This is a genomic window from Pedobacter sp. AK013 (assembly GCF_014205835.1).
In the GTDB taxonomy this organism is placed as follows: Bacteria; Bacteroidota; Bacteroidia; order Sphingobacteriales; family Sphingobacteriaceae; genus Pedobacter.
Genome location: NZ_JACHCQ010000038.1, coordinates 31665 through 57353, shown reverse-complemented (window position 1 = coordinate 57353; position 25689 = coordinate 31665). Strand labels below are relative to the sequence as shown.

Annotated in this window: 24 protein-coding genes and 1 tRNA gene; 12 read left to right on the top strand and 13 right to left on the bottom strand. The window is 38.4% G+C overall.

Translation table 11 applies throughout. The features are described 5' to 3' along the window. Positions 1-172: 172 nt before the first annotated feature. Positions 173-245 (bottom strand) — tRNA-Phe (locus HDC90_RS21210). Between the two features lie 228 nt (positions 246-473). Here HDC90_RS21210 and HDC90_RS21205 point away from each other — a divergent pair. Both HDC90_RS21205 and HDC90_RS21200 read left to right on the top strand, forming a co-directional pair. After that, complete coding sequence (locus tag HDC90_RS21205; protein ID WP_184469983.1) at positions 474-1769, top strand: (Fe-S)-binding protein; 1296 nt, start codon at positions 474-476, stop codon at positions 1767-1769. A gap of 88 nt (positions 1770-1857) precedes the next feature. Next, positions 1858-2646, top strand: coding sequence for a (Fe-S)-binding protein (locus tag HDC90_RS21200; RefSeq protein ID WP_167293220.1), 789 nt, complete (start codon positions 1858-1860; stop codon positions 2644-2646). Positions 2647-2715: 69 nt separating this feature from the next. Here the strand turns inward: HDC90_RS21200 and HDC90_RS21195 are convergent, their stop codons facing one another. From HDC90_RS21195 to HDC90_RS21185, 3 genes are all read right to left on the bottom strand, one after another. Beyond that, positions 2716-4053: a TldD/PmbA family protein gene (locus tag HDC90_RS21195; protein WP_221451915.1), complete on the bottom strand. Its 1338-nt coding sequence runs from the start codon at positions 4051-4053 to the stop codon at positions 2716-2718. 8 nt (positions 4054-4061) lie between these two features. Continuing rightward, positions 4062-5699, bottom strand: coding sequence for a TldD/PmbA family protein (locus tag HDC90_RS21190; protein WP_184469981.1), 1638 nt, complete (start codon positions 5697-5699; stop codon positions 4062-4064). A 223-nt stretch (positions 5700-5922) separates the two neighbouring features. Then, a complete protein-coding gene (locus tag HDC90_RS21185) occupies positions 5923-6237 on the bottom strand; it encodes a hypothetical protein (protein WP_184469979.1) in 315 nt (104 codons plus the stop codon). A gap of 404 nt (positions 6238-6641) precedes the next feature. Between HDC90_RS21185 and HDC90_RS21180 the strand changes: the two genes are divergently transcribed. Continuing rightward, complete coding sequence (locus HDC90_RS21180) at positions 6642-7220, top strand: TetR/AcrR family transcriptional regulator (protein WP_184469977.1); 579 nt, start codon at positions 6642-6644, stop codon at positions 7218-7220. A gap of 88 nt (positions 7221-7308) precedes the next feature. Here HDC90_RS21180 and HDC90_RS21175 read toward each other — a convergent pair whose 3' ends face one another. Continuing rightward, on the bottom strand, positions 7309-7794 hold the full coding sequence (locus HDC90_RS21175; RefSeq protein ID WP_184469975.1) for a hypothetical protein: 486 nt from the start codon (positions 7792-7794) through the stop codon (positions 7309-7311). Positions 7795-7844: 50 nt separating this feature from the next. Between HDC90_RS21175 and HDC90_RS21170 the strand changes: the two genes are divergently transcribed. The 3 genes from HDC90_RS21170 to HDC90_RS21160 all read left to right on the top strand — a co-directional run bounded on the left by HDC90_RS21170 (position 7845) and on the right by HDC90_RS21160 (position 11129). Further along, positions 7845-8324, top strand: a complete 480-nt coding sequence (locus tag HDC90_RS21170) for an ABC transporter ATPase (protein ID WP_184469973.1) — start codon at positions 7845-7847, stop codon at positions 8322-8324. A gap of 4 nt (positions 8325-8328) precedes the next feature. Continuing rightward, on the top strand, positions 8329-8616 hold the full coding sequence (locus tag HDC90_RS21165) for a YciI family protein (RefSeq protein WP_184469971.1): 288 nt from the start codon (positions 8329-8331) through the stop codon (positions 8614-8616). Between the two features lie 101 nt (positions 8617-8717). Continuing rightward, positions 8718-11129 (top strand): AsmA family protein, encoded by a 2412-nt coding sequence (locus tag HDC90_RS21160; RefSeq protein ID WP_184469969.1) that lies wholly within the window; start codon positions 8718-8720, stop codon positions 11127-11129. A 20-nt stretch (positions 11130-11149) separates the two neighbouring features. Here the strand turns inward: HDC90_RS21160 and mtgA are convergent, their stop codons facing one another. Further along, on the bottom strand, positions 11150-11878 hold the full coding sequence (gene mtgA, locus HDC90_RS21155; protein WP_184469967.1) for a monofunctional biosynthetic peptidoglycan transglycosylase: 729 nt from the start codon (positions 11876-11878) through the stop codon (positions 11150-11152). Between the two features lie 197 nt (positions 11879-12075). Here mtgA and HDC90_RS21150 point away from each other — a divergent pair, with 197 nt between their 5' ends. The 3 genes from HDC90_RS21150 (at position 12076) to HDC90_RS21140 (ending at position 15222) form a co-directional block, all read left to right on the top strand. After that, the gene (locus HDC90_RS21150; protein WP_184469965.1) at positions 12076-12885 is read left to right on the top strand and encodes a DUF1080 domain-containing protein; all 810 of its coding nucleotides are present in this window, start codon (positions 12076-12078) and stop codon (positions 12883-12885) included. Positions 12886-12915: 30 nt separating this feature from the next. Continuing rightward, a complete protein-coding gene (locus HDC90_RS21145) occupies positions 12916-13614 on the top strand; it encodes an SDR family oxidoreductase (protein ID WP_184469963.1) in 699 nt (232 codons plus the stop codon). A gap of 252 nt (positions 13615-13866) precedes the next feature. Continuing rightward, a complete protein-coding gene (locus tag HDC90_RS21140; protein ID WP_184469961.1) occupies positions 13867-15222 on the top strand; it encodes an ATP-binding protein in 1356 nt (451 codons plus the stop codon). Positions 15223-15312: 90 nt separating this feature from the next. Here HDC90_RS21140 and rplI read toward each other — a convergent pair whose 3' ends face one another. The 4 genes from rplI to HDC90_RS21120 all read right to left on the bottom strand — a co-directional run bounded on the left by rplI (position 15313) and on the right by HDC90_RS21120 (position 17237). Next, positions 15313-15756, bottom strand: coding sequence for a 50S ribosomal protein L9 (gene rplI / locus HDC90_RS21135; protein ID WP_184469959.1), 444 nt, complete (start codon positions 15754-15756; stop codon positions 15313-15315). Between the two features lie 12 nt (positions 15757-15768). Further along, positions 15769-16032, bottom strand: a complete 264-nt coding sequence (rpsR, locus tag HDC90_RS21130; protein WP_010599582.1) for a 30S ribosomal protein S18 — start codon at positions 16030-16032, stop codon at positions 15769-15771. Next, positions 16032-16388: a 30S ribosomal protein S6 gene (gene rpsF / locus HDC90_RS21125; RefSeq protein WP_086545075.1), complete on the bottom strand. Its 357-nt coding sequence runs from the start codon at positions 16386-16388 to the stop codon at positions 16032-16034. Before rpsF ends, rpsR begins: the two co-directional genes overlap by 1 nt. Positions 16389-16643: 255 nt before the next feature. Then, positions 16644-17237 (bottom strand): hypothetical protein, encoded by a 594-nt coding sequence (locus HDC90_RS21120; RefSeq protein WP_184469957.1) that lies wholly within the window; start codon positions 17235-17237, stop codon positions 16644-16646. A gap of 181 nt (positions 17238-17418) precedes the next feature. Here HDC90_RS21120 and HDC90_RS21115 point away from each other — a divergent pair, with 181 nt between their 5' ends. Next, entirely contained in the window at positions 17419-18282 is an 864-nt protein-coding gene (locus HDC90_RS21115; protein WP_184469955.1) for an AraC family transcriptional regulator, read from the top strand. A gap of 25 nt (positions 18283-18307) precedes the next feature. Further along, positions 18308-19066, top strand: coding sequence for a DUF1570 domain-containing protein (locus HDC90_RS21110; protein WP_184469953.1), 759 nt, complete (start codon positions 18308-18310; stop codon positions 19064-19066). A gap of 5 nt (positions 19067-19071) precedes the next feature. Here the strand turns inward: HDC90_RS21110 and HDC90_RS21105 are convergent, their stop codons facing one another. Further along, on the bottom strand, positions 19072-19818 hold the full coding sequence (locus HDC90_RS21105; RefSeq protein ID WP_184469951.1) for a hypothetical protein: 747 nt from the start codon (positions 19816-19818) through the stop codon (positions 19072-19074). Between the two features lie 136 nt (positions 19819-19954). On the opposite strand from HDC90_RS21105, the gene HDC90_RS21100 reads away from it, so the two are divergent. Then, positions 19955-21781, top strand: a complete 1827-nt coding sequence (locus HDC90_RS21100; RefSeq protein WP_184469949.1) for a DNA polymerase III subunit gamma/tau — start codon at positions 19955-19957, stop codon at positions 21779-21781. A gap of 85 nt (positions 21782-21866) precedes the next feature. On the opposite strand, the gene HDC90_RS21095 is transcribed toward HDC90_RS21100, so the two are convergent. After that, on the bottom strand, positions 21867-22271 hold the full coding sequence (locus tag HDC90_RS21095) for a hypothetical protein (RefSeq protein WP_184469947.1): 405 nt from the start codon (positions 22269-22271) through the stop codon (positions 21867-21869). Positions 22272-22769: 498 nt separating this feature from the next. Next, the gene (locus HDC90_RS21090) at positions 22770-24989 is read right to left on the bottom strand and encodes an NADP-dependent isocitrate dehydrogenase (RefSeq protein WP_184469945.1); all 2220 of its coding nucleotides are present in this window, start codon (positions 24987-24989) and stop codon (positions 22770-22772) included. Positions 24990-25689 lie beyond the last annotated feature (700 nt).

Genomic DNA, 25689 nt, shown 5'->3' with positions numbered 1-25689 from the left:
GGGTTTGTTCGGCTTGATTCAAGGGAAGTTATAATTGTTGTAATACCACAAAGAAACAAATTATTTTATTCCCCCCAACTTTTCCGCTTGATCCCTATAGCCCTCACAGGTAGAACAGAATAGAAATCGCTAAAACCAAAAAAGCCTTACATTTCTGCAAGGCTTTTGGAAGTGGTGCCACCTGGATTCGAACCAGGGACACAAGGATTTTCAGTCCTTTGCTCTACCGACTGAGCTATGGCACCATCCGTTTGGGATTGCAAATGTAGCGTTCTTTTTTCAAAAGCAAAACTTTTTTTCGATTATTTCATTGCTACGCTGATTATCAATTAATTAATTTTTCACATTTCCTTAATGAGGCCTTAATCATTGCTTAGAATGAGTACAAACAAACAATTTTATTATTTTTTTTATGCATGCATAGTAATTTATTTAGATTAATATCCTATTTTAGCATTACAATCTAATATTGCATGGTAGCACAGATCCTTTTTCTAGTACTTACACTTGCAGCAATTGCGCTGTTCACAGTTAATCTGCGTAAAATAATTCGCAATATCCGTTTAGGCAAACCGGTAGATCGACAAGATCAGCCGCAAAAAAGATTAATGACCATGCTCCGCGTGGCTTTCGGTCAATCTAAAATGGTTGTTCGCCCTATCCCTGCCTTTCTCCACTTTTTTGTTTACATCGGCTTCGTCATTATCAATATCGAAGTATTGGAGATCATGATCGATGGTCTATTCGGCACGCACCGTATTTTTAGTGGTTTAGGTGGTTTATATAACTTTCTGATCGGGTCTTTCGAAATTCTTGCTTTTACCGTTTGGGTTTCCTGCGCTATTTTTCTTATCCGCAGAAATATTCTAAAACTTAAACGCTTTAGTGGCGTAGAGATGAAAAGCTGGCCAAAATCTGATGCCAATTATATTCTCATCACAGAAATTTTATTAATGAGTGCTTTCTTGTTAATGAATGCAGCTGATGCAAAATTACAACTTTTGGGCGCCAGTCATTACATTAATGCAGGTGCATTTCCGGTAAGTCAATATTTAATCAATATCCTGCCTTCATCAGAAAGCGCCTTGGTTATGATAGAGCGTAGCTGCTGGTGGTTCCACATTATAGGCATTTTGGCTTTCTTAAACTACCTGCCTTATTCGAAACATTTTCATATTCTTTTCGCCTTTCCAAACACCTATTTTTCTAATTTGGAACCCAAAGGTGAATTTACCAATATGGCCTCAGTTACCAATGAGGTGAAAGCGATGCTCGATCCTTCTTTTGTTCCGGCAGAAACCGAACCTGGTAAATTTGGTGCAAAAGATGTAACCGATTTAAGCTGGGTAAACCTGATGAACGCTTATACCTGTACCGAATGCGGAAGATGTACTTCGGTATGCCCGGCAAATATTACAGGTAAACTTTTATCACCACGAAAAATCATGATGGATACCCGCGACCGGATTACCGAGGTAGGCCAGAACATTGATAAACATGGCGCAGAATACCAGGATGGGAAATCTTTATTGGATGATTACATTAGCAGAGAAGAAATTTGGGCCTGCACCAGCTGTAACGCCTGTGTAGAGGCCTGTCCGGTAAACATAGATCCATTACAGATTATTATGGAGCTCCGTCGTTTTGCAGTGATGGAAGAGTCGCAGGCTCCAGGAAGCATTAATGCGATGTTGGGAAATATTGAGAATAACCAGGCACCGTGGAAATACTCTCCAGCCGATCGTTTTAACTGGGCACAAGAAAGTTAGTAATTGACAGTTTCAGTTAACATTGAATTTATAATAAATAACGACATCAAGTCTTGATACTAAATACTTGATACTAGATAATAGACAAATGGAATTTAAAGTCCCTACAATGGCCGAGTTAATGGCCGCAGGTGAAGAACCGGAAATATTATTTTGGGTTGGATGTGCTGGAAGTTACGATGAAAGAGCGCAGAAAATTACCCGCGACATTTGCAAGATCTTACATCATGTAGGCATAAAATATGCTGTTTTAGGAACAGAAGAAAGCTGCACCGGAGATCCCGCTAAAAGGGCTGGTAACGAATTTCTTTTCCAGATGCAGGCCATGACCAATATTGAGGTATTGAATGCCTACAACATCAAAAAAATTGTAACAGGCTGTCCACACTGCTTCAATACCATTAAAAATGAATACCCGGGTTTAGGTGGCACTTACGAGGTGATCCACCATACGCAATTGATACAAGATTTAATTAACGAGGGCAAACTAAAGGCCGAAGGTGGCGAAAGTTTCAAAGGCAAAAAAATAACTTATCACGATCCATGTTATTTAGGACGGGGAAATGGAATTTACGAAGCGCCTAGAAAAGCGCTAGAGGTGCTTGATGCACAGTTAGTAGAAATGAAACGCTGCAAAAGCAATGGCTTATGCTGTGGTGCCGGTGGCGCCCAGATGTTTAAAGAACCAGAAAAGGGGAATAAAGACATCAATGTTGAACGTATTGATGAAGCCTTACAAACCAGTCCGCAGGTTATTGCAGCAGGTTGTCCGTTCTGTATGACGATGCTAAGCGACGGTATTAAACTAAAAGATAAAGAACAGGAAGTTAAAGTATTGGATATTGCTGAGATTACAGCAAGGGCTAACGGACTTTAACAATTTTTTATCAAATAAAAATGGCCTGAGTATATTAAATACGCAGGCCATTTTTATTTATTTTATGTTCTACACCGCATCAGATAAAGAGGTAAAAGTAAAATCTCTTATTCTTAATGGTGGCAACAGGTAGTTCGCTTCCGATTCAGCACTTACTGTTCTTTCCGCTATCCCGATCTCATCCAGGTTATTCAACATAATGATCGGACTTTCATTGAAACGGAAATTTTTGACCGGGAACTTGATTTCTCCATTTTCGATGTAAAAAGTACCATCCCTGGTTAGCCCAGTTAGTAATAAGGTCTGCGGGTCTACCGTACGGATATACCATAAACGTGTAACCAATATGCCTTTTTCAGTTCCTTTAATCAGTTCTTCCAGCGTTTTTGTTCCACCCTTCATAATGCCACCACCCGGAAAAGGGATTGCTTTAATTCCGGTTTTCTGCGCCCAGTATCTCGAACTGTATAAATTTTTAACTACTCCTTTTTCTATCCAGTTTACTTTCTGCTGTGGCCGCCCGTCGCCAGACCACGTTGAGGTTGGAAGTTCAGGATTCCATGGGTCTGAATAAATATTTACTCTTTCATCTACCAACTGCTCACCCAATTTTGTCTTACCTCCGGGTTTGCTCATAAAGCTCCGCCCTTCATCAGCCTGCCTCGCATCCATCGAGAAGAATAGGTTTTCCAGCATCACCGCTACCGCAGTTGGTTCTAAAATAACGGTATATTTTCCTGGTTCAATAGCCTTTGCCGTTACCGACGACATTGCCTTTTTAGCTGCTATAGCTGTATCGGCCTTGGCATTGAGCTTGCTAAAATCATTATACCCCCTGGTGGCATAACCAGAGCCTTTACCATCATCAGTTCTTACTGTAATATTAAAAGCTACATCGGTTGAAGTATTGTAGGCAAATAAACCTTTACTATTCATCATTGCAGCACAACCCACGCTGTTCGATAAAAATCCCGCAGCATTCAGTTTGTTATCCATAGCCTGTTTTAAACTGGCCTCTACTGCATCGGCCCTGTCTTTTGGGGTAACGGCTGCTGTAGCAGGAGAAAAGGTAGGTGAATCGGCACCATATTCCTGAGGACCAAGAAAAGGCATAAATTCAGGGTTTTCGGGTGCAAGTTGCGCAAGTTCTTCTGCTCTGCGCACTACTTTTTCTAAGGAAGCATCGTCAAATTCATTTATGGTTGCTGTACCGAGTTTTTTTCCGAAGGCAGAACTCACCACCAAACTGTTGGCACTAATTCCACCGCTGGTAGAAACTGCGTTTCTGGCATACCTCAGGTTGCCGCTATCCGAACAATTTAAATTTACTTCACATTGTTCTGCTTTAGAGTAAGAAAGTACTTTAGTTAAAAGTGCCTTTGCTTCTGCTTTTGTTAAGATTGGCATAATTTCTATCAGATTTTTCTAGCGGTGTTGATTACATTAACTTTATTAAAACGCGCGGTTGCTGATCCGTGAGATACAGCACTTACCTGGCCAGGCTGGCCTTTACCATCAAAGAACGAACCCCCTAAACGGTAATCGCTTTGATCACAAATGGCCACACACGAATTCCAGAATTCCTGGGTATTGGCCTGGTAAGCTACATCTTTAAGCATACCAACTATTTTCCCCGCTTTAATTTCGTAATAAAGCTGACCTCCGAACTGGAAATTATAACGTTGCTGATCGATAGAAAAAGATCCATCGCCTACAATGTAAATGCCTTTTTCTACATTTTTGATCTGATCTGCTATACTCAATTTGGCCTTACCTGGCTGCAATGAAATGTTTGCCATACGCTGAAACTGAACACTGCTCCAGTTATCGGCATAACAACATCCTTGCGAGGCATTTAAACCTAATATATGTGCTTGATCTCTGATGGCCTGGTAATTTACCAGTATACCATCTTTAATTACATCCCATTTCCCGCATTTCACACCCTCATCATCATAACCAACAGCCCCTAATGATCCAACTTCTGTTTTATCGGCAGTAATATTAACTTCCTTGCTACCGTAATTAAATTTTTTAGATTCCCATTTATCTAAGGTTAGGAAACTCGTTCCTGCATAATTGGCCTCATAACCCAATACACGGTCGAGCTCGGTTGGGTGACCACATGATTCGTGAATGGTTAACCATAAATGTGAAGGGTCTAATACCAGATCATACTTACCTGGCTCTACCGATTTTGCCTTCATCTTTTCGCCTACCTGTCTGGCTGCCTGTGTAGCATCTTCAAGCATATCATACCTGCCCTTGTAAAGCGTGCCTGAAGCCGTTTGTATTTTATCCTGTGGCCTTGCATTTAAATATTCGTAGCCTTTGCCTGTAGGTGCGCTCAATGCATTTCTGGTTTCAAACTTACCCGTTTCCTTATTTATTTTAGTGATAAAGAAAGTAGGCCAGATGCGATGAATATCCTGATCGATATAAGAACCATCAGTTGAAGCAAAATATTTTTGTTCATTTACCGCAAATAATACAGAGTTGATATAATCAGCGCCACCTTTCATAGCAGCATCATTCACCGCCAACAATAAATCTACCTTTTCTTTTACCGGCACCTCAAAAGTATTTTTCTCAATCGGCGCTTTCCAGCTTACCTCACCATATCCTTTTTGCGGCGCTAGCTTTACAGGTTCTCTTAACAAACGGGAATTTTCTTTGGCAATAGTTACCGCCAGTTCAGCTGCTTTGGCAATGCTATCTTTATCCAATTTGTCGGTTGCCGCAAACCCCCAACTACCATTCGAAATTACCCTGATACCAATCCCATACGATTCGGTATTTACAATATTCTCTACTTTATCCTCGCGTGTAACTACGTATTGGTTCAGGTATCTGCCCACACGAACATCAGTATAAGTTGCGCCTTTTGATCGTGCCGCATTTAAAGCCACATCCGCCATGATTTTTTTAGCTGCAGGATCAATATACGCTAAAGCCTGCTCGGGGGAAATCTCTTTCCCAAAAACTGGAATGGCAGGAAGCATGGCTGCAGCAGCACCTACACCAGTTAAATAAATAAAGTTTCTACGTTTCAAGATGAGATTGTTTTAAGTTGACTGAATATAAGTGTTTTAACTTATTCCCCGAAATTTCCTATATAAATTTTAAGGATTTAGATCTTCATAAATGTTTTTTGCCAAGTAGGCACGGAAAGCGCTGAATAAATGCCTTAAATTATCATATTTAGATAACCAAAGTCCTACGTTTAACTAAAAAGATTCTTAATGAGAAAAGACTACATCTATAATTTATCCGCCATTAAGCTTCTGCAACAGATCGATCAATGAAAAAACGCCTTAGAAAACGTTTTTGATGCCAGCAGTAGTAAAAAAGACCACCGGCGAAATAAGCAAATACATCTGCAATATCAGCCTTGGTATAAAGTGCTGTAGCTGGTAATATCCATTCGTAAAGCAGCGATACTGAAAAGCACACCAAAAATATTTGCCAAAGAGCATAGCCTTTCAGTTCATCTTTGTCGAATATTATGCTGGATAACGCTAGCGAGAAGTGAACAATAATTGGTACAAATACAATGTCTGCCAACCAATTATTTAATATGGGTAAGGGCATTCTATAAGTTCTTGTGATACGGATGATCAACCAACAGCTCCAATACCCAATGAAGAAAATATCAAATGTTCGCACAATTAATGTACGAAGGATATAGAAATAAGGAGTGCACCACATGTACATAACAAAAGAATAAGGAACATAACGAAACTGACCTTCTTTCTGGCTCTTGTTGACCTGGAATCATTAGGATAGATCGGGGCAATGGTTTGCCTTAAGTAATCGATATTACGTTTGAGCCAATTTTTTTCAGCTGTTTTCATTCTGTTTATTTCATTAAAACCCGCATCATATTGACAGCCTCTTGCATTTCAGTTAATTTAGAACAAATGTACTAATTAATTTATTTAGAACAAATGTTCTATTTTTTTTATTTATCAGCCAGATTCGAGTAACTTTGAATTATGCAAACAAAAAGGCGGATTTTAGATTCGGCACTCGAGCTTTACAACGAGTTCGGGATCAGCACAGTAACCAGTAGGCACATTGCCAAAGATTTACGCATCAGTGCCGGAAACCTGCATTATCATTTTAAGCGCACAGAAGACATTATCTACGAACTTTATCAAGATCTAGTAAATGAATTCGATAAAAGGTTTCTCCTTTGGGAGAACATAACCAACATAGATAATCAATCCATGAGCGACTTTATTCGGGACTCTTTTGAAATTGTTTATAAATATCGTTTTATCTTCCTCAATGTTATCGAACTATCGAACAGGATCAATATTTTCAAATCGGGCTACAATGAGTTGAGATTGAAACGGGAATACCAGTTTAAAGATATCTGTAATAAGCTTACAGATGCCGGATACTTCAAAATTCGGATACCTGAACATACGTTGTCCATCATGTTAAGCCAGATATTTATCATCAGCGATTTTTATCTTTCCTATAACCAGATTGGTAACGGCCTGGAAAAAGATGCTGCCTTAGCCGAGTATGGCTCACTGATCATCGCGCTGTTTAAACCTTATCTTTAATAATTGCTAAAATCCGCTGATAAACGAAATTTAGAGATTGGAAGAAAATAATCCATTAAACTTGAAATTTTTATAATCTGAGATCGATCTAAGGCTTCTGAGAAATTGAAACCTCTGCATTAATTTTATTCAGGTTATCACGGATCAGGTTTAAATCTTCAGCTTCCATATTTTTTAACGGAATAACGACCTGTGTAGCCATCGAATCTACATCGCCTCCCCTATCTTTATAAGTCTGTACAATTACATCATCACCTTTGGTATGAATATATAGCCTACCCGAAGTGGTTGTACCATAATAATCCATATCTTTAAATTTCGACAACTTAAATGCGAAATATTCGGTTTTACCGTTATTAAAATACCGCTTATAACGGCAAAAGCCATTGTTGGTAACATTTAGCTCATAACGCTTTACCTGGTCGCTTTCCTGGCTGTTATCGTAATGATCGGTAAATGTTTTTTGAAGAAAATTAAGAGATTGCGTAAGGGATTCGGGATCGGAAAAAGCACATAAAAACATACAAAAAGCCGAAAGAAGCGATATTTTCAAGCAGAGTGTAAACTTTTTCATCAGGTTAGCGTTTTAAACACACCAATTTAATTAAAATCATAAATTTGTATATGAGTTTTTCTCCACAATCAAGAGTTTGGATATACCAAAGTGATCGCAAGTTTACTTCTATTGAAGAAACTGAGATCTTAAACAAATTAGCAGCTTTTACTAACCAATGGAAAGCACATGGAAACGAATTGCTTGCAAAAGCAGAAATCCGCTATGGTTTTTTTATTATCCTAACCGTTGATGAAAGTCAGGCAGGGGTTACCGGTTGCTCTATCGACAGCTCTGTAAGATTGATCAAAGAAATTGAGCAGGAATACCATGTAGATCTTTTTAATCGCTTCAATATTGCTTATCGGGTAAACGGAGAGGTTGTGGTAAACAGCAAAGAAGATTTTGAAACCCTTGTAAACATTAAACAGGTTACACCAGAAACCATTGTATTTAACAACATGGTTCAAAACCTGGCCGAGCTCGAATCTAAATGGGAAGTTCCTTTTCAAAATAGCTGGCACTCTACTGTGTTTGCGCATTTATTGTAAGCCTGTGTTTATTGTAGATCTTCAATATATTGTTCCGTTAAGCGAATTAGATGCACATATGGAAGCTCATGTTCAATATTTAAAGAAATACTATGAAAAAAATATTTTTGTGGCTTCGGGCAGAAAGGTACCCCGAACTGGTGGAATTATTCTGGCCCTTACTAAAGATGAGGCTGAATTAAAAAAAATCCTGATGGAAGATCCCTTTTATAAGCACCGTTTGGCCGATTTCACGATTACACAATTTCTTACCTCACAGTACCACCCCAATCTGCAATCACTTTTAGGCTAACTGATTCGTAAAACCTGTAGCGCTATTACAGCTATTTTTTTATTATCAGCCAAACAATTAGCTAGCAAAAAACATTATATTGGATAAATCAAATAATGTCTATGAAGCGCTGGCTCAAAATCTCTTTAAAAATTATATCGGTTATTGTTGTGCTGATTATCTTAACCTGGCTGGCAGGTGCATTTTACATCAGCAAAAATAAAAAAGAAGTACTTGCTTCTATCCTGTCGCAACTCAATAAAAATTTAAACGGAAAAATTACCGCAACAAGTATGGAGCCAACGCTACTTAAAAGTTTTCCAGGCGTTTCGGTATCCTTAAATGGTGTTTTACTAAGAGATAGCCTGTGGAACCAACATAAACACGACCTTTTAAAAGCGCAGGATATAGATGTATCTTTAAATGTACTTTCGCTTATTGTAGGCAATATCAACATTAAACAGATTGCCATTAACAATGCATCTATCTACATCTACACCGATTCTACGGGCTATAGCAACACCAGTATCTTTAAAAGAAAACCCAAAACCGAAAAAAAAACATCGCCAAAATCCTCTGCGCTAGAAATTAAAAAAATTGACTTTAACAAGGTGAGTTTGGTATTGGACAACAAAAAAAGATTCAAATTATTCAACTTCGATATCGATCAGATCCAGGGCCGGATGGAATACCCTGATAGCGGCTGGACTGGTAAAATCAAGTTAATGACTAAAGTAAACAGTTTCGCCTTTAATACGCGTAAAGGTAGTTTTTTGAAAGACAAAACCTTAGCAGGCACCTTAAACGCACATTATAGCCGAGATCTCGACGCTGTAATACTAAATCCCGAAATATTAAATATTGGCGGCCATCCTTTTAAAATCGGTGCTAAAATAGAACTGGATAAATCTGCTTTTGCCATTAGCATTGCTGTTGATGATATTTTATATAAAGATGTTGCTTTACTCCTATCGCCAAATATCTCTTCCAAACTCTTAAAGTTTGGGATCGAAAAACCAATCAATATCCGGGGAAATATCGTTGACGATGGATCAGGAAAATATGGAGATCCGTTAATTAAAGTGGGCATAACCGTTCGGGATAATGTAGTTTCTATTCCGGCAGGTAAATTAACGGCTTGTAATTTTGATGGTTCCTTTACCAATCGGGATACCGCTGGAGGTATTATTGGTGATGAAAACTCATCGATCAAGTTCCACAGGCTTACGGCAAAGTATTTTAATGCCCCCCTTAAGATCGACACTTTTACGGTAAATAATTTATCTCGTCCAATTGCCACCGGATTGGTAACCTCGCAGTTTCCCTTATCCAATTTAAACAACTCTTTAGGTACGAACGATTTTGAATTTAAAGACGGGACAGCCAACCTAAGGTTATATTGCAAGGCCGACATTGATAACTTCAGGTTTACCAAACCTGTTGTTTCTGGAAAAATACAGGTTGCCGATGCCGACATCCTTTATATCCCGAGGAAGCTTCATCTGATAAAAAGTGCCTTAAACATCAATTTTAACCAGAATGATTTATCGATACAGAACGGGCATTTCCAATTGGGTAAAAGCGAACTTAATGTAAGTTGTAGCATCGCCAATTTTGCTAACCTGTATTATACTGCACCAGAAAAAATATTGGTGAACTTAAAAATGTCGAGCCCTCAGCTCTATCTAAAAGAGTTTTTACCCTTCTTAGGACCAAGAACGGCAAAGAAAAAATCGGGCGGAAACAAACAAGTGGTTTCGAAAGAGCTAAGCAATGTATTGGAAGTTTCGAAAATGAATATCCGTTTAACGGTTAATAAAGCCATTTATGATAATTTTCTGGCCAAAAACCTCGATGCCGATATTTCATTGCGGGGCGGGGGAATATTCTTCAACAAAATAAGCGTGGCACATGCGGGTGGTCTGTTATCGCTTAATGGAAATATTATGCAGGAAGCTGCTTCAAATAGTTTTAAGATCAATTCCAAGATTAGCCATGTAAGCGTGAAAGATTTCTTTTATTCGTTTGATAACTTCGGACAAAATACCATCACCAACAAGAATTTAAAAGGTTATTTATCATCGTTGGTTAATATTTCAGGCAAGATATCGCATACCGGAAAAATTCTTCCGCGATCGATAAATGGTAAAGTGGTCTTCAACCTGAACAATGCCGCACTGGTTAATTTCGACCCCATGGTTAAAGTAGGGAAATTTGCTTTTGCCAACAGGAACCTATCTAACGTAGAAATCAAAAACCTTGATGGAACCCTTAATATCCGTGGTGATAAGGTAGATATCAGTCCGATGCAGATCAACTCCAGCGCTTTAAACTTTAACGTAAAAGGCACTTATGCTTTAGGAAATGGTACAAATGTACAGATGGACATTCCACTAAGAAATCCAAAGGGAGATGAAAACCTAACCAAATCAGAAAAAAGAGAAGCCCGCATGCGTGGCATTGTATTACACTTAAAAGCTATTGATGACGAAAAAGGCGGGATAAAAATCAGGTGGAATAAGGATCACGATTAGTTTAGTCCTAAGTCTTTAGTCTAAAAATCCAGCGGTCCTAACCGGTTCATATTCCTTAAAATCAGGTATTGGCGATGCCTGATATATGGGGTTGCATTTTTGGGTGTCCAACGTAATGGATTTGGGAAGCAAGAGGCAATTAAAGCAGCTTCTTTCTTCGTCAGTTTTGTACAAGACTTGCCATAATACTCCTGTGCGGCAGCCTCGGCGCCATAAATGCCGTCGCCCATTTCGATTACGTTAAGATAAACTTCCAATATTCTTTCTTTACTCCAAAATAGCTCAATCAGCAAAGTAAAATAAGCTTCAAAACCTTTTCTAATCCACGAGCGGCCAGGCCATAGGAAAACATTTTTAGCAGTTTGTTGCGAAATGGTACTCCCACCTTTTACCTTTTTTCCCTTGGCATTACTAGCAAAAGCTTTTTCAATGGCTTTCATATCAAAACCGATATGGGTTAAAAAGAGCTGATCTTCGGCAGATACTGCTGCCCTTTTCATATTATCAGATATATCGTCGAATTTCACCCACTTTTTCTCGGTTTTAAAAGGTTTTCCGTCGGCTTTACGCTCAATATTCCTCAAAACCATTAAAAGTGTTATCGGTGGATTAATAAAGCGCAATGCAATTACCCAAAACACAGAAACCAGCAAAAAATATAAAAATAGCTTTGTGGCAATATTGGTAATCTTCTTTAGAAGAGGGTGTTTTGCTTTGCTTTTAGCTCTGGTTGTCCGCGTTTTCGCCATGCGCCAAAGTTAATTAAACAGATGGAAGATGGGAAATGAAGGAAGCTGGAATAATGCAAAAAAATGGTTTTTATGACCAAAAAATAAAGCCAAAATGCAAAATTCTCGTGGTAAACCCTTAATGTACATTAAAATCAGTTTGTTTATGTATTTTGTGATTCACATTTTTAAACAGAGCACAAATCCAAATTAACGAAATGAAAAAATTAGGCTATCTCTTTCTTGCTGTTACACTATGGAGCTGCAGTACAACCAAAAACATGAATAACAGCCACGAAAAGTGGGTTACTCTTTTTAACGGAAAAGACATTAAAGACTGGAATGTTAAAATCCACCATCACGATTACAATGTAAACTTCGGAAATACCTTCCGCGTTGAAGATGGCATCATAAAAGTACGTTATGATCAGTATGGCGATTTTAATGATCAGTTTGGCCATCTTTATTACAAAACACCTTTTTCATACTATCATTTAAAGTTGAAATACCGCATGGTTGGTGAGCTGCAAAAAGGTGCACCCAGTTATACTTTACGCAATAGCGGCTTAATGTTCCATTCTCAGGATCCGAAAACGATGCCTAAGGAACAAGATTGGCCAATTTCCATTGAGATGCAGTTTTTAGGCGGCTTAAGTGATGGCCGTCCTCGCCCTACAGGAAATATGTGCTCGCCAGGTACAGATATTTTTTATCAGGGCAAGTTATATGATGGACATTGCCTGGACTCTAAATCAAAAACATACGACGGCGACCAGTGGGTATCAGCAGAACTGATTGTGCTCGGCGATTCGCTTGTAACACATATTATAAACGGCGATACCGTTTTACAATATAGCAAACCACAGATAGGTGGCGGGGTAGCCAACCACTACGATCCGAAAATAAAAATTGACAGAAAAGCGCTTACTCAGGGTTTTATTGCCTTACAAAGTGAAGGACAGCCTGTTGATTTTAAAGATATCCAGATCATGGAACTTCCACACCATAACAAGAAAAAATCTAACTAAACATTTTTCAATATCATACGTTACAATAACATGAAAGTTGCATTAATTACAGGCGGAAGCAAAGGAATTGGTTTCGGCATTGCAGAAGCCCTTTTAAAAGAAGGCTATAAGGTAGCCATTACAAGCAGGACGATTGCTAGTGCAAACCAAGCTGCATCACACCTTGCGGCACACGGGGATGTATTGGCCATTGAAGCAGATGTTGTAGATTTTAAATCACAGCAGGATGCTGTAAATCTGATACTCGAAAAATGGAGACAATTGGATATACTTATTGCCAATGCTGGTGTAGGGCATTTTGCACCAATTGATGAATTGGACATTAATTTATGGAAAGAAACCATTGATACCAATTTAACAGGTGTTTTTTACAGCATTAAAGCCTCGGTTGATGAAATCAAAAAAACAAAGGGACATATCTTTACTATATCAAGCCTGGCAGGTACAAACTTTTTTGCAGGCGGCTCGGCATATAATGCCAGCAAATTTGGCTTAACGGGTTTTACACAATCGGTTATGCTCGATTTAAGAAAGTATGGCGTAAAGGTGAGTACCATAATGCCAGGATCGGTAGCGAGCCACTTTAACGATCATCAGCCTGATAGCGAAAATGATGCCTGGAAAATCCAGCCTGAAGATATGGGAAAACTCATTGTTGATTTATTGGCCATGCCAGCAAGAACATTACCAAGCAAGGTAGAAATCAGACCCACTATACCAAAAGGATAATAAGGATGGAAGGTGTGGCTAGTGCTACAGCATAAAACGCATTTCTTTATTTATTACTGCGGGAGACCATAACAACTTCCCTCAGGCTTCGCTAAAATTCAGCGTTCAGCCCAATTACACCAAAATTGCCTGACTTTGCCACAAAAAAAGAGTAAATTGGGCTGACTTTATCACAAAAAGGATAAAAAATGCCCTGACTTTGTTACAAAAAACACATATATTTGGGTTGACTTTGTTACAAAAAGCAACGAAATGGCATTTAAACGATCTATTGAAGAAAACTTAAATCAATGGAAAAACAGCAAAAATAGGAAGCCGCTAATTATCCGCGGAGCCCGTCAGGTTGGAAAAACAACATTGATTAAAGACTTTGCAAAAAGTTATCCTTACACAATTTTTCTTAATCTGGAGAAACCTGCACACCGCCAATATTTCGATGATTTCGATGATGTACAAAATATTGTCGAAGCACTTTTTTTAGGTCATGGCATTCAATCGAATAAAATAAATGAGACTTTGCTCTTTATTGATGAAATCCAGGAAAGTGCCAAAACAATACAATTGTTGAGATACTTTTACGAAGAAATTCCCGAATTGCACGTAATCAGTGCAGGTTCCCTTTTGGAATTTGTATTGCAAAAAGTGAAAAGTTTTCCGGTTGGCAGGGTCGAATTTTTATACTTATACCCTCTAAATTTTCAAGAATACCTTAAAGCTAACCAAAAAGATGATCTGTTAAAACACCTACTTCAAACGCCTGTAAAAGCAGTTGCACACAAATTATTATTAAAAGCCTTTCATAGATATGCCATTATCGGGGGCATGCCAGAAATAGTAAAAACCGATCTCGAAGATCATAATCTTTCTGATTTGCCTATCCATTATGAGAGCATTTGGGCAACCTATAAAAATGATATAGAAAAATACACCCAGAACGAAACATCAAGGAGAACGATTAATCACATAATGGGGACTGCTTATCTTTTTCTAGATAAACGTGTTATTTTTCAAGGTTTCGGTAATTCGAACTATAAATCAAGAGAGGTTGGAGAGGCTTTTAGAATCTTAGATGACGCAAAAATTATCCGATTGATATATCCATCTACCAATACGGAAGTTCCCATTATTCCTGACTTAAAAAAATCGCCCAGGCTACAGTTTTTAGATACAGGACTGATCAATTATTCATTAGGTATTCAGGGAGAAATGCTTTCCTTAGACGATTTAAGCCCAGCTTATAAAGGCGCCATTATTCCACATTTATTTACCCAAGAGTTGATATCAATTGAGCGTATATCTTCTCACAAGCCTAATTTTTGGGTAAGAGAAAAAAAACAATCCGACGCAGAAGTTGATTTAATCTTTGCTTATAAAAAAATAGTTATACCAATAGAAATCAAATCAGGCAGTACAGGAAGCCTAAGATCACTTCATCAATTTATAGACGCATCATCACATCCTTTTGCCGTTAGGGTATATGGTGGTGAATTTAGGCTAGAAAAAACAACTACACCATCAGGCAAGCCATATCTGTTGCTAAACCTTCCGTACTACCTGGGCACACGCATAGCAGAATATGCTGAATGGTTAACAAATCAGTCGGTGTAAATCACACCATCACTCATCTTACCTAATCCATTTTCCATAAAAAAAGTCCCGATTTGCATCGGGACTTTTTAACGATTCTTTAAAGAATGCTTATTCAGCGATTACTTCGAAAGGAACCTGAACTTTAACTTCTTTGTGTAAGTTTAAGTTAGCAACATACTCGCCAACAAATTTAGGTTCAGTTTCGAAAGTAATACGACGACGGTCTACATCAAAGCCTTGTGCTTTTAATGCTTCAGCAATCTGGATGGTATTAACCGCTCCGAAGATTTTTCCGCTTTCGCCTGCTTTAGCACCGATTGAAAGTTTAACATCAGTTAAACGCTCAGCAACACCTTCAGCATCTTTCTTAATTTTATCTTGTTTAAAAGCAGCTTGCTTTAAGTTTTCAGCCAAAACTTTTTTAGCTGAAGAGGTAGCCAATGCTGCAAATCCTTGAGGGATTAAATAGTTACGGCCAAAACCTGGCTTTACTGTAACTACATCATCTTTCTCACCAAGGCCTTTAATATCTTGTTTTAAAATAATTTCCATATCTCTAGCCTCCTATTTTAATTGATCAGCAACGAAAGGTAACAAACCGATATGACGGGCACGTTTAACGGCCTGAGCCACTTTACGTTGGAATTTTAACGAAGTACCGGTTAAACGGCGTGGTAATAATTTACCCTGATCGTTAATAAATTTCAACAAGAAGTTTGCATCCTTGTAATCGATGTATTTAATTCCGTTTTTCTTGAAACGGCAATATTTTTTACGGTTATCCTCTACTTTAGGGGCAGTTACGTATTGTATTTGTTCTCTTGCCATTACGCTGCAACCTCCTTAGTTTTTTTGTTAAAAGCACCACTACGCTTTTTCTCATTGTAAGCAACAGCGTGTTTGTCTAAACGGATAGTTAAGAAACGTAACACACGCTCATCGCGTTTTAATTCAAGCTCTAATTTTGCGATCAAATCTCCTGAAGCTTTGTATTCAGTTAAGTTGAAGAATCCATTTGATTTTTTCTCAATTGGATACGCTAATTTTCTCAAACCCCAATTATCTTCTTGGATAATTTCGGCTCCGTTATCAGTTAGAACTGCTTTGAATTTAGCTAATGCCTCTTTCGCAGCCTCTTCAGATAACAACGGGGTTAGAACGATAACAGTTTCGTACTGATTCATTGTTATAAATTATGTTTTTAATTTTTTAATCCCGAGGTATATTACGGGGATGCAAAAGTAACAATATTTTTCTTAAAATCAAATGATTAGTAAGAAATAATAATAGAATTTGGTAAGATGGAAAATAGATGATGGAAATTAGAAAACGGATGACAGGGGCGTTGGTATTGGTTCATCCACTTTACCTCTTCCATATTATAAAAAAAAGGGAATTACCTATCAAGATAATCCCCTTATATCAATTAGCTGTTGTTATTAATAAGTTTGTATTGTTTTAACAAAAGACTCATCTTTAAATTTAACCATGAAGGTTAATTCTTTAGAATCTGTTTTGCTGATATTGAATTTTTTGGTCAACTGAGTTCTATCTTTAAAAACCTCGTAGTAAACCTCATCATTGTATTCGTTGTAAACTTTCACTTCGATTGGGCTTTTATCTAAATTCTCGAGATTAAGCGTAACAACTTCATCTTTTAACGTGTAAACAGGTTTAAATACGTTAGAGATTTTAGGCTCAGAAACCATAGCCTTACCATTTTTAATGGTAACGGTATATTTAGCCAGTTTTAAATCAGACTCTATTTTAAGCACATAATTTCCATCAGGAAGTGCATTTAAATCATAAACTTTGCTTGAGGCAGCTGAAGAATGAATATTTTCTTCAAACAGTACTTCTTGATCCGAACCAACAAAAGACAAGTTAACATCTTCTGCCTTACCTATAGAAAAACGGATAAATTTATTTTTTTCACTTTTTACGTTTGGCGTAAAATTATCATCGTTAGCGTGAACACCCGTAGCAGTAAAAAACAACGCTGCTATTAAACCGATTTTTAAGAACTTTTTCATAACCAATATTTTATAAGAGTTAATCATTATTTGATGATACTAAGGTAAGGGGCTAATTTGGATATAGTGAGTCGCATATTTTCCACTTTCTATGCTATATTACCCCAACAACACCTTCATTTGACAAAATGCTATAATAAAGCATATTTTTTACGTATTTTGGTGAAATAATTTAGCATATATGAAACCAAGTTTCGAGGTTGTTGAACCTTCTTTTGGAAGTTCGTTCTATTATTCCAAGTATGTGGAAAATGCAAACAACATGGCACATCTTTGGCATTACCATCCTGAAATTGAAATGGTGTTTGTTAATGGCGGGTCGGGGAAAAGGCAAATTGGAAGTCACGTTTCTTATTATACAGAAGGCGACCTGATTCTAATTGGCAGCAACCTCCCGCACTGCGGCTTTACCGATACCAATACCGGGAACAAAAACGAAACTGTGATCCAGATGAAACCCGAATTCCTTGGCAGTGTCTTTCTGGGCCTGCAGGAGATAAAAGGGATACAAGAACTGTTCGATAAATCGAAAGCTGGAATTGCCTTTGGCAGCGAAACCATGCGGGTAGTTGGCGACAGGATAGAAATGATGGACGACCAGCCACCTTTTGAAAGGCTTTTAACTTTACTCAGCGTATTAAAGGAACTCGAGCACGCTAAAGATTACAACATCTTAAACGCCGATGGTTTTTCGATGGAGATGCAGGTGCAGGATAACGACCGTATTAATATGATTTTTAACTACGTAAAAGATCATTTCCAGGAGCAAATCAGTTTACACCACATTGCAGAAATGTCGAGCATGACGGTTCCTTCATTTTGCCGTTATTTTAAAAAGATTACCAAAAAAACCTTTACACATTTTGTAAACGAATACCGGGTAGTACATGCTTCAAAGCTATTGGCCGAAAAACCCACCAGCATTGCCAATATTTCTTACGAAAGCGGTTTTAACAATTTCAGCCACTTTAATAAATTATTTAAGGAGTTTACGGGCAAAAGCGCTTCGGAATATCGGCATGAATTGAAATCGGTAATTAAATAATATATTAGAATAAGTCTTAAAAAAAATGAACAAGCCTCTCCTTTTAATATTTGCTAACCTGATCAGTATTTCACTCTACGCCCAATACGTTAACATTAACTTAGTTAACTGCAAAATAAACGATAATGAGCAAAAGAAAATAGAAAAACTAATTGCTTATGAACGCATGTTCTGTAACGAAATTTTCGAAACAAGAGAGAATATTACCGCTCCGGTAAAAATAAACCTCTATGGAAAAAGTAAAGATTACCGCTTAGCACAAAAAACATATAACGCACCAACAAATAGTGCCGGATTTTACATTGCCGCAATTAACGAAGCCTTTGTATACAAGAGCAGCGATTTCATTTCTGTTGCCCTCCATGAGGCCAGCCATAGTATTTTTCAGTTTAATTTTAAAAATTCGCCCAAATGGTTAAACGAGGGGCTTGCAGAATTTTTCGAAACACTGGATTTTGACAGCGACGGAAATTTATACGCCTACCCGCAAAGCGGTAGAATTAAAAGTATAAAAGCAGGGATAGATTCAAAAGACAGCGAAAGGCTAAAAAATTTCTTTAGAATATACAGTGGTTCATTTTACGGGCATGATATAGACGATAATTATAATACAGCCTACAGTGTGATCTACTTTTTTATAAAATCGAAAAGAACAGACCTGCTCAAAAAAATAATAAAACTAAATACTCAAGGTTCCGATACTGAAAAAGCAATTGAACTTACTTTTGGTAGTTTTAATGCATTTGAAGCAAGTTATAAACAGTTTTACAACCTGCACCATTAATATGGTTAAAATTGCTTCACTTTTATACGATAACTGCCCTTATAATATTCTTTCATTTTAATCACCTCTTTTGATTTCTCGGTTAGCCAGAAAATGGCATAACTGTCTTGGCTATAATTGATTTTAAGCAGCCAGCATTTAGCTGTTATATCTGCATTCAATTTCAAATTATCTTTGCCAACCACTTCATAACGGTGGTAAGTTGCTGATTTTTCATTGGGATCAAAAAATGAAATATCAAACTGCTGGCCAACCTTTTTAATTGGTAATAATGGGTAGGTTTCTAAGTCCTGCTCCCAGGAAATGACCGGAATATCCAGTTTAACCGGACCTTTTTTGATCGCAGCATTATTTTTCACGGTATCAGATGGCTGCATTAATCCATTTTTATAATCGTAGGCAAAAATACCCCGGCGTTTATAACTGGCATAATGATAAATTGGAGACATTGTTTTTCGGTCACAGATATTTGTAATTGTGGCGAAAAGAGAATCGTTATGGAACCATTTCCAACCAAAATCTACAACTTCATTTTTATCTCTTTTTTTAAAAGTAGTTGTTCTCTCCCATATATCTCCAATAGTCCGTTTCGTTTCAAGAGAATCGGTCATATAAACCAGATAGCTGTTTTTTCCCTCTTTCAGATTGCCCATCACCAGTTTATGGTTTTGTGCATTTATAGTATCAACCTGTGCCATCGAAGTACCTGCAAAAGACAATAATATCGCGCTAATAAAAAATAATACCCTCATTTATAAAGTTTTACAATTAGATTAATCTTATTATTAAATGTTACGCGATCTTTTATCAATCATTTCAATATTTCAACTTTTCCACATTCCAACTTTTCAATCTTACAACACTTAAATTTTTCCTATTTTCGTGCCGATGGAAAATTTTATCGTTTCTGCCCGTAAATACCGCCCAGCCACCTTCGAAACCGTTGTTGGCCAGCAGCATATTACCGGTACGTTAAAAAATGCCATTAAAAACAATCAGCTTGCCCAGGCATTTCTATTTTGCGGGCCACGTGGCGTGGGTAAAACAACCTGTGCGCGTATCCTTGCAAAAACCATTAACTGTACCAACCCTACTGCAGAAATGGAAGCCTGTGGCCAATGCGATAATTGTCTTTCTTTCCAGAATGGGCATTCTTTTAATGTCCACGAATTAGATGCGGCTTCAAACAACTCTGTTGATGATATCCGTAGTTTAATTGAGCAGGTTAGAATACCCCCACAAGCCGGAAAATATAAAATCTATATCATTGATGAGGTTCACATGTTATCGCAAAGTGCATTTAATGCCTTTTTGAAAACATTGGAAGAACCACCTTCTTATGCTATATTTATTTTGGCCACTACCGAAAAACATAAAATCCTGCCAACCATTTTATCGCGTTGCCAGATTTTTGATTTCAACCGCATCCAGGTAGAAGATATTGCCAATCACCTATCAACCATTGCCCAACGCGAAAATATTGCTTTCGAAAGCGACGGTTTGCACATTATTGCACAGAAGGCAGACGGTGGACTGCGTGATGCACTTTCGATGTTCGATCAGATTGCCAGTTATGCAAATAAGAACATTACATATAAGGCCGTAATCGATAACCTGAACATTCTAGATTACGATTATTTTTTCAAGCTTACCTCTTATTTAACCGCAGCAGAAGTTAGCCAAACGCTGCTCCTGTTCGACGAAATTTTAAATAACGGTTTTGATGGCAATAACTTTATTAACGGCCTGGCCACCCACTTCCGTAATTTATTGGTAGGTAAAGATGCATCGACCATTAAACTGTTAGAAGTTAGCGAAAACATTAAACAAAAATATCTAGATCAGTGTAGACAAACAGAATTATCGTTTTTATTAACAGCATTAAATCTGGCCAATACCTGCGATCTAAATTACAAAAACTCTAAAAACCAACGTTTACAGGTAGAGCTAGCGCTGATTAAAATGTGCCACATCCGGTCGGTCGTCAACTTAGCACAACAGCCTTTAAGCCCTAATAACACAGCAACTGACGGAGATCAGGATAAAAAAAAAACTAATGTCGTAGCTGCGCAAGCTGAAAGTCCAACGCTGAAAGCTGAAAGCGAAAAGACTATTTCTGTACCGGCACCTGCCGTTAGTACCTCTGTTTTACCCAGTATCCCTGTTGAAGAAAAAACCAAGGAAACGCCAAGGGTTAGCAGCCCTCCACCATCTGCAACTTCCATCAGCATCAATATTCCGAAAGCAAATGCGATAAGTACACTCATCCCTTCATTAAACGATTTGGAACGTATAGCCCAAGGAGATGATGATGAGGGGCCAAAGAAAGTTACCGGCGATGCGCGCGAAGCATTTAGTTACGATCGCTTACTGGAAGTGTGGAATGCCTTTACCCAGAAAATGAAGGCAGCAGATAAAATCAATCTGTTTACCATCTTAAATAATTTCGCTCCTACACTTTTAAATCCTGAGCTGATCGAAATTTCGGTAGAGAGTAAAACGCAAGAACATCTCGTACAACAAGAGTCAGTTGAGCTTTTAAATTTCTTACGGAACGAACTCAGAAACTTTGGCGTTGAGGTTACGTATAAGCTTGTTGAACGTAAAATAGAAAACAGGCTCTATGGTAACCGCGAAAAGTATGATTACCTGGTAAACAAAAACCCAAAACTGGATGAACTGCGGCGAAGATTTAATTTAGATATTAACCCTTAGTCAGTTTCCAGTTGGCAGTTCCCGGTTAGTGGTTTTTAAATTACTGGAAACTGAAAGTTGCCAACTGCAAACCGGATACTGCTCACTAGGATTGTGTATCATTGATCGGATAACCTTCTTCGTCTAAGTCGTCGCGGTTATCTTCCGGTGTACGGGCAAGGATTTCATCCTCCGGACTAAGTTTAACACTTTCACCATGGTCTACATGCATACCCAGCTCTTCTAAGTTATCTTCGGCAATTTCTTCATTACGGGCATATTCATCGCCAACATAAGGATTTGCTTCATCATAGGTAGAATCATCGTCTTTCGCACCTGCAGCAACCGTTTCGTAGCCCATCGGATGATCGTAATCGCTATCCGTACCTCTTACATCCAGTTCATAACTTTGTTTATTTTCGTCGTAAGCTAAGTTCTCTTTATTGATTTCGCTATTTTCTGTAGTGCTATGTATTTTATCCTGCGATCCTTTATTTTCGTTAATTGCCATGGTATGGGTCTCCTTTAATTTATATGAATATAACAAATTGATATGAATAAGGTTTGTTGTTGAAAGAGAATCTTACATTGAAAGAGAATCTTATAATTATTAGGGCGTGCCCCAAGCTGCGCAAGGGTCGGGCTATACACTACAAGTCCTCGCCAACTGGGCTTTCCGTTGCTATCCCTCAAGCAAAAAATTACCTGTTAAGGTTATTTCGGCCTGTGAGAACACGAGCTCATGAAATTAGCAGACACTGACCGGGGAAATCCGTAAATAGTATCAGTCACTAAGCCACCTAAACCCGATCAAAGCGGGATGCTACCGATCCTTCATCGGGAGCAGAAGCGGGAGCGGGACTGCTATAACCCAAAAGCTTCTGCACCTGCTTTCCAAATGCAAAATATTTACACCTAACAAAATTGCTAATCAAGCTGACAAACCTACAGCATAAAAAAAGCGTCCCGATATTTACATCAGGACGCTCCTATTATTATTTTCCTTAGCTTACAAAGAAGCCAAAGCCGTATTTAATGTTTCACTCGGGCGCATGGCTTTGCTGGCCAAGTCATCGTTAGGGTTATAGTAACCACCAATATTTTGAGGTTTTCCCTGTGCACCGATCAGCTCATCATTAATTTTCGCCTCGTTTTCCAATAAGGTTTTAGCCAATGGCGCAAATCTAGCTTGTAAATCAGCATCTTTGCTTTGGGCAGCTAAAGCCTCAGCCCAATATAAAGCTAAATAGAAGTGAGAACCACGGTTATCGATAGTACCTAATTTTCTACCCGGCGATTTGTCAGTTGCCAAAAATTTAGCGTTAGCTTCATCTAAGGCATCGGCCAATACCTGCGCTTTTGCATTATTTTGGGTTTGAGATAAATGCTCTAAAGAAGCTTGAAGCGCCAGAAACTCACCTAATGAATCCCAACGTAAATAACCTTCCTCAATAAACTGCTCAATATGTTTTGGGGCAGAACCACCAGCACCGGTTTCGAACAAACCACCACCATTCATTAAAGGCACAATAGATAACATTTTTGCAGACGTTCCTAACTCTAAAATCGGGAATAAATCTGTCAGATAATCGCGCAATACGTTACCGGTAACTGAAATGGTATCTAAACCTTTGCGGATACGCTCCAAAGTAAATTTGGTTGCTTCAATTGGTGCTAAAATGCGAATATCTAAACCTGTAGTATCATGATCTTTTAAGTATGTATTTACTTTAGCAATAATTTCTCTGTCGTGTGCTCTTTTCTCATCTAACCAGAAAACCGCAGGCGTTTCTGATAAACGTGCCCTGTTAACTGCTAATTTTACCCAATCCTGAATCGGGGCATCTTTAGTTTGGCACATGCGGAAGATATCGCCTTTTTCTACTTTCTGATCGAAAAATACTTTGCCATCAGCATCGGTAACACGGATAGTCCCTGCACTGGTAGCCTGGAAAGTTTTATCATGTGAACCATATTCTTCAGCTTTTTGGGCCATTAAACCAACATTTGGTACCGAACCGATTGTGGTTACATCAAAAGCACCGTTTGCTTTACAGTCCTCAATGGTTGCAGTATAAACGCCAGCGTAAGAACGGTCTGGAATTAAAGCAATGGTATCCTGAAGCTTACCTGCTGCGTTCCACATCTGCCCAGAGGTACGGATCATTGCCGGCATAGAAGCATCAACAATCACATCAGATGGTACGTGTAAGTTGGTAATTCCTTTATCAGAATTTACCATAGCCAAAGCAGGTCCATTTTCAATAGCCTGAGCCAAAGCCGCTTCAACTTCTGCCTGTTTAGCATTCCCTGCAATTTTTGCGTACACATCGCCTAAACCATTGCGGGTATCAATGTTTAGTTCCTTGAAAAGATCAGCATATTTGGTAAAAACATCAGCAAAATAAACCTCAACAATGGCACCGAAAATAATCGGATCAGAAACCTTCATCATGGTCGCTTTTAAGTGCGCTGATAATAAAACGCCTTCAGCTTTAGCCTCGGCAATTTCTTTGGCTACAAATGTTTTCAATGCCGATAAGCTCAATGCAGAACTATCAATCACCTCTCCTGCTTTTAGCGGCAATAAACCTTTTAATTCGGTTACTGTACCATCAGCTGCTACAAATTCTATTTTAAACTGGCTTGCTTCAGCAACAGTGGTAGATTTCTCTGAACCGTAAAAATCGCCTTCAGTCATGCTGGCTACTTTGGTTTTCGAATCTGCAGACCATTTACCCATTGAGTGTGGATTTTGTTTAGCGTAGTTTTTAACGGCTTTGGGCGCCCTACGATCAGAGTTACCTTCGCGTAAAACCGGGTTTACCGCAGAACCTAAAACTTTTGCATATTTAGCTTTAATTGCTTTTTCCTCGTCAGTCTGTGCATTATCAGGGTAATTTGGAATGGCAAAACCCTGCGCCTGTAGTTCAGTAATTGCACCTACCAATTGCGGGATAGAAGCAGAAATATTTGGTAATTTGATAATGTTAGCTTCTGGAGTGGTAGCCAAAGCACCAAGCTCTGCCAGCGCATCACCAATTTTTTGATCGTCTTTTAAATACTCAGGAAAGTTGGCCAAAATTCTTCCTGCTAAAGAAATATCTCTGGTTTCTACATCAATACCAGCTGATGCGGTAAAAGCTTGTACGATAGGTAAAAGTGAGTAGGTTGCCAACATTGGCGCCTCATCGGTTTTGGTGTAGATAATTTTTGATGTATTTGACATGTTTATATTGATTTTGCTTATTAAGGTTAATTATTCGACTGGTTTATGGCTTTGCGAACCAATCTTTTTAAAATCGCCTAAAGATAAAATAATCGGGTGAATTAAGGAACATCGTAATGTTATTTATGACGCAGGTTGGAAACTAAAACATCAGTAATATAAAGATGGCCGGTTTTTTTGGAGCGCAATGTTATTCGCTTCTTTTAACGTTACTCCTGCTCTTCGCTTTATCCCGGTGAAACCTGTGAAACAAGCTAGCACACAAGAAAACAATAAATACCAGTGCTAAAACCGGGATGCCGCTCCGATCAGGGCTATAAACTTAAGGCTGTGGCACGGAAAACCGACCTAGTAGCAGAAAAATGCCCTAATTAAACCTGATCGAACGGATGCCATTTTTCATGGCAGCAGGTAGAGCAGGAAGAAATTAACCGATGAAATACTGCAGTTGCTTTCCTAAAAACAAGAAACTAAACCATCATAATATAAAGATTGTCTTTTTTTGGAGCGCTTGTTATTCGCTTCTTTTAACATTACTCCTGCTCTTCGCTTTATCCCGGTGAAACCTGTGAAACAAGCTAGCACACAAGAAAACAATAAAAACCAGTGCTAAAACCGGGGATGCCCGCTCCGATCAGGGCTATGAACTTGGGCCTGTGGCACGGAAAACCGACCTAGTAGCAGAAAAATGACCAAACTA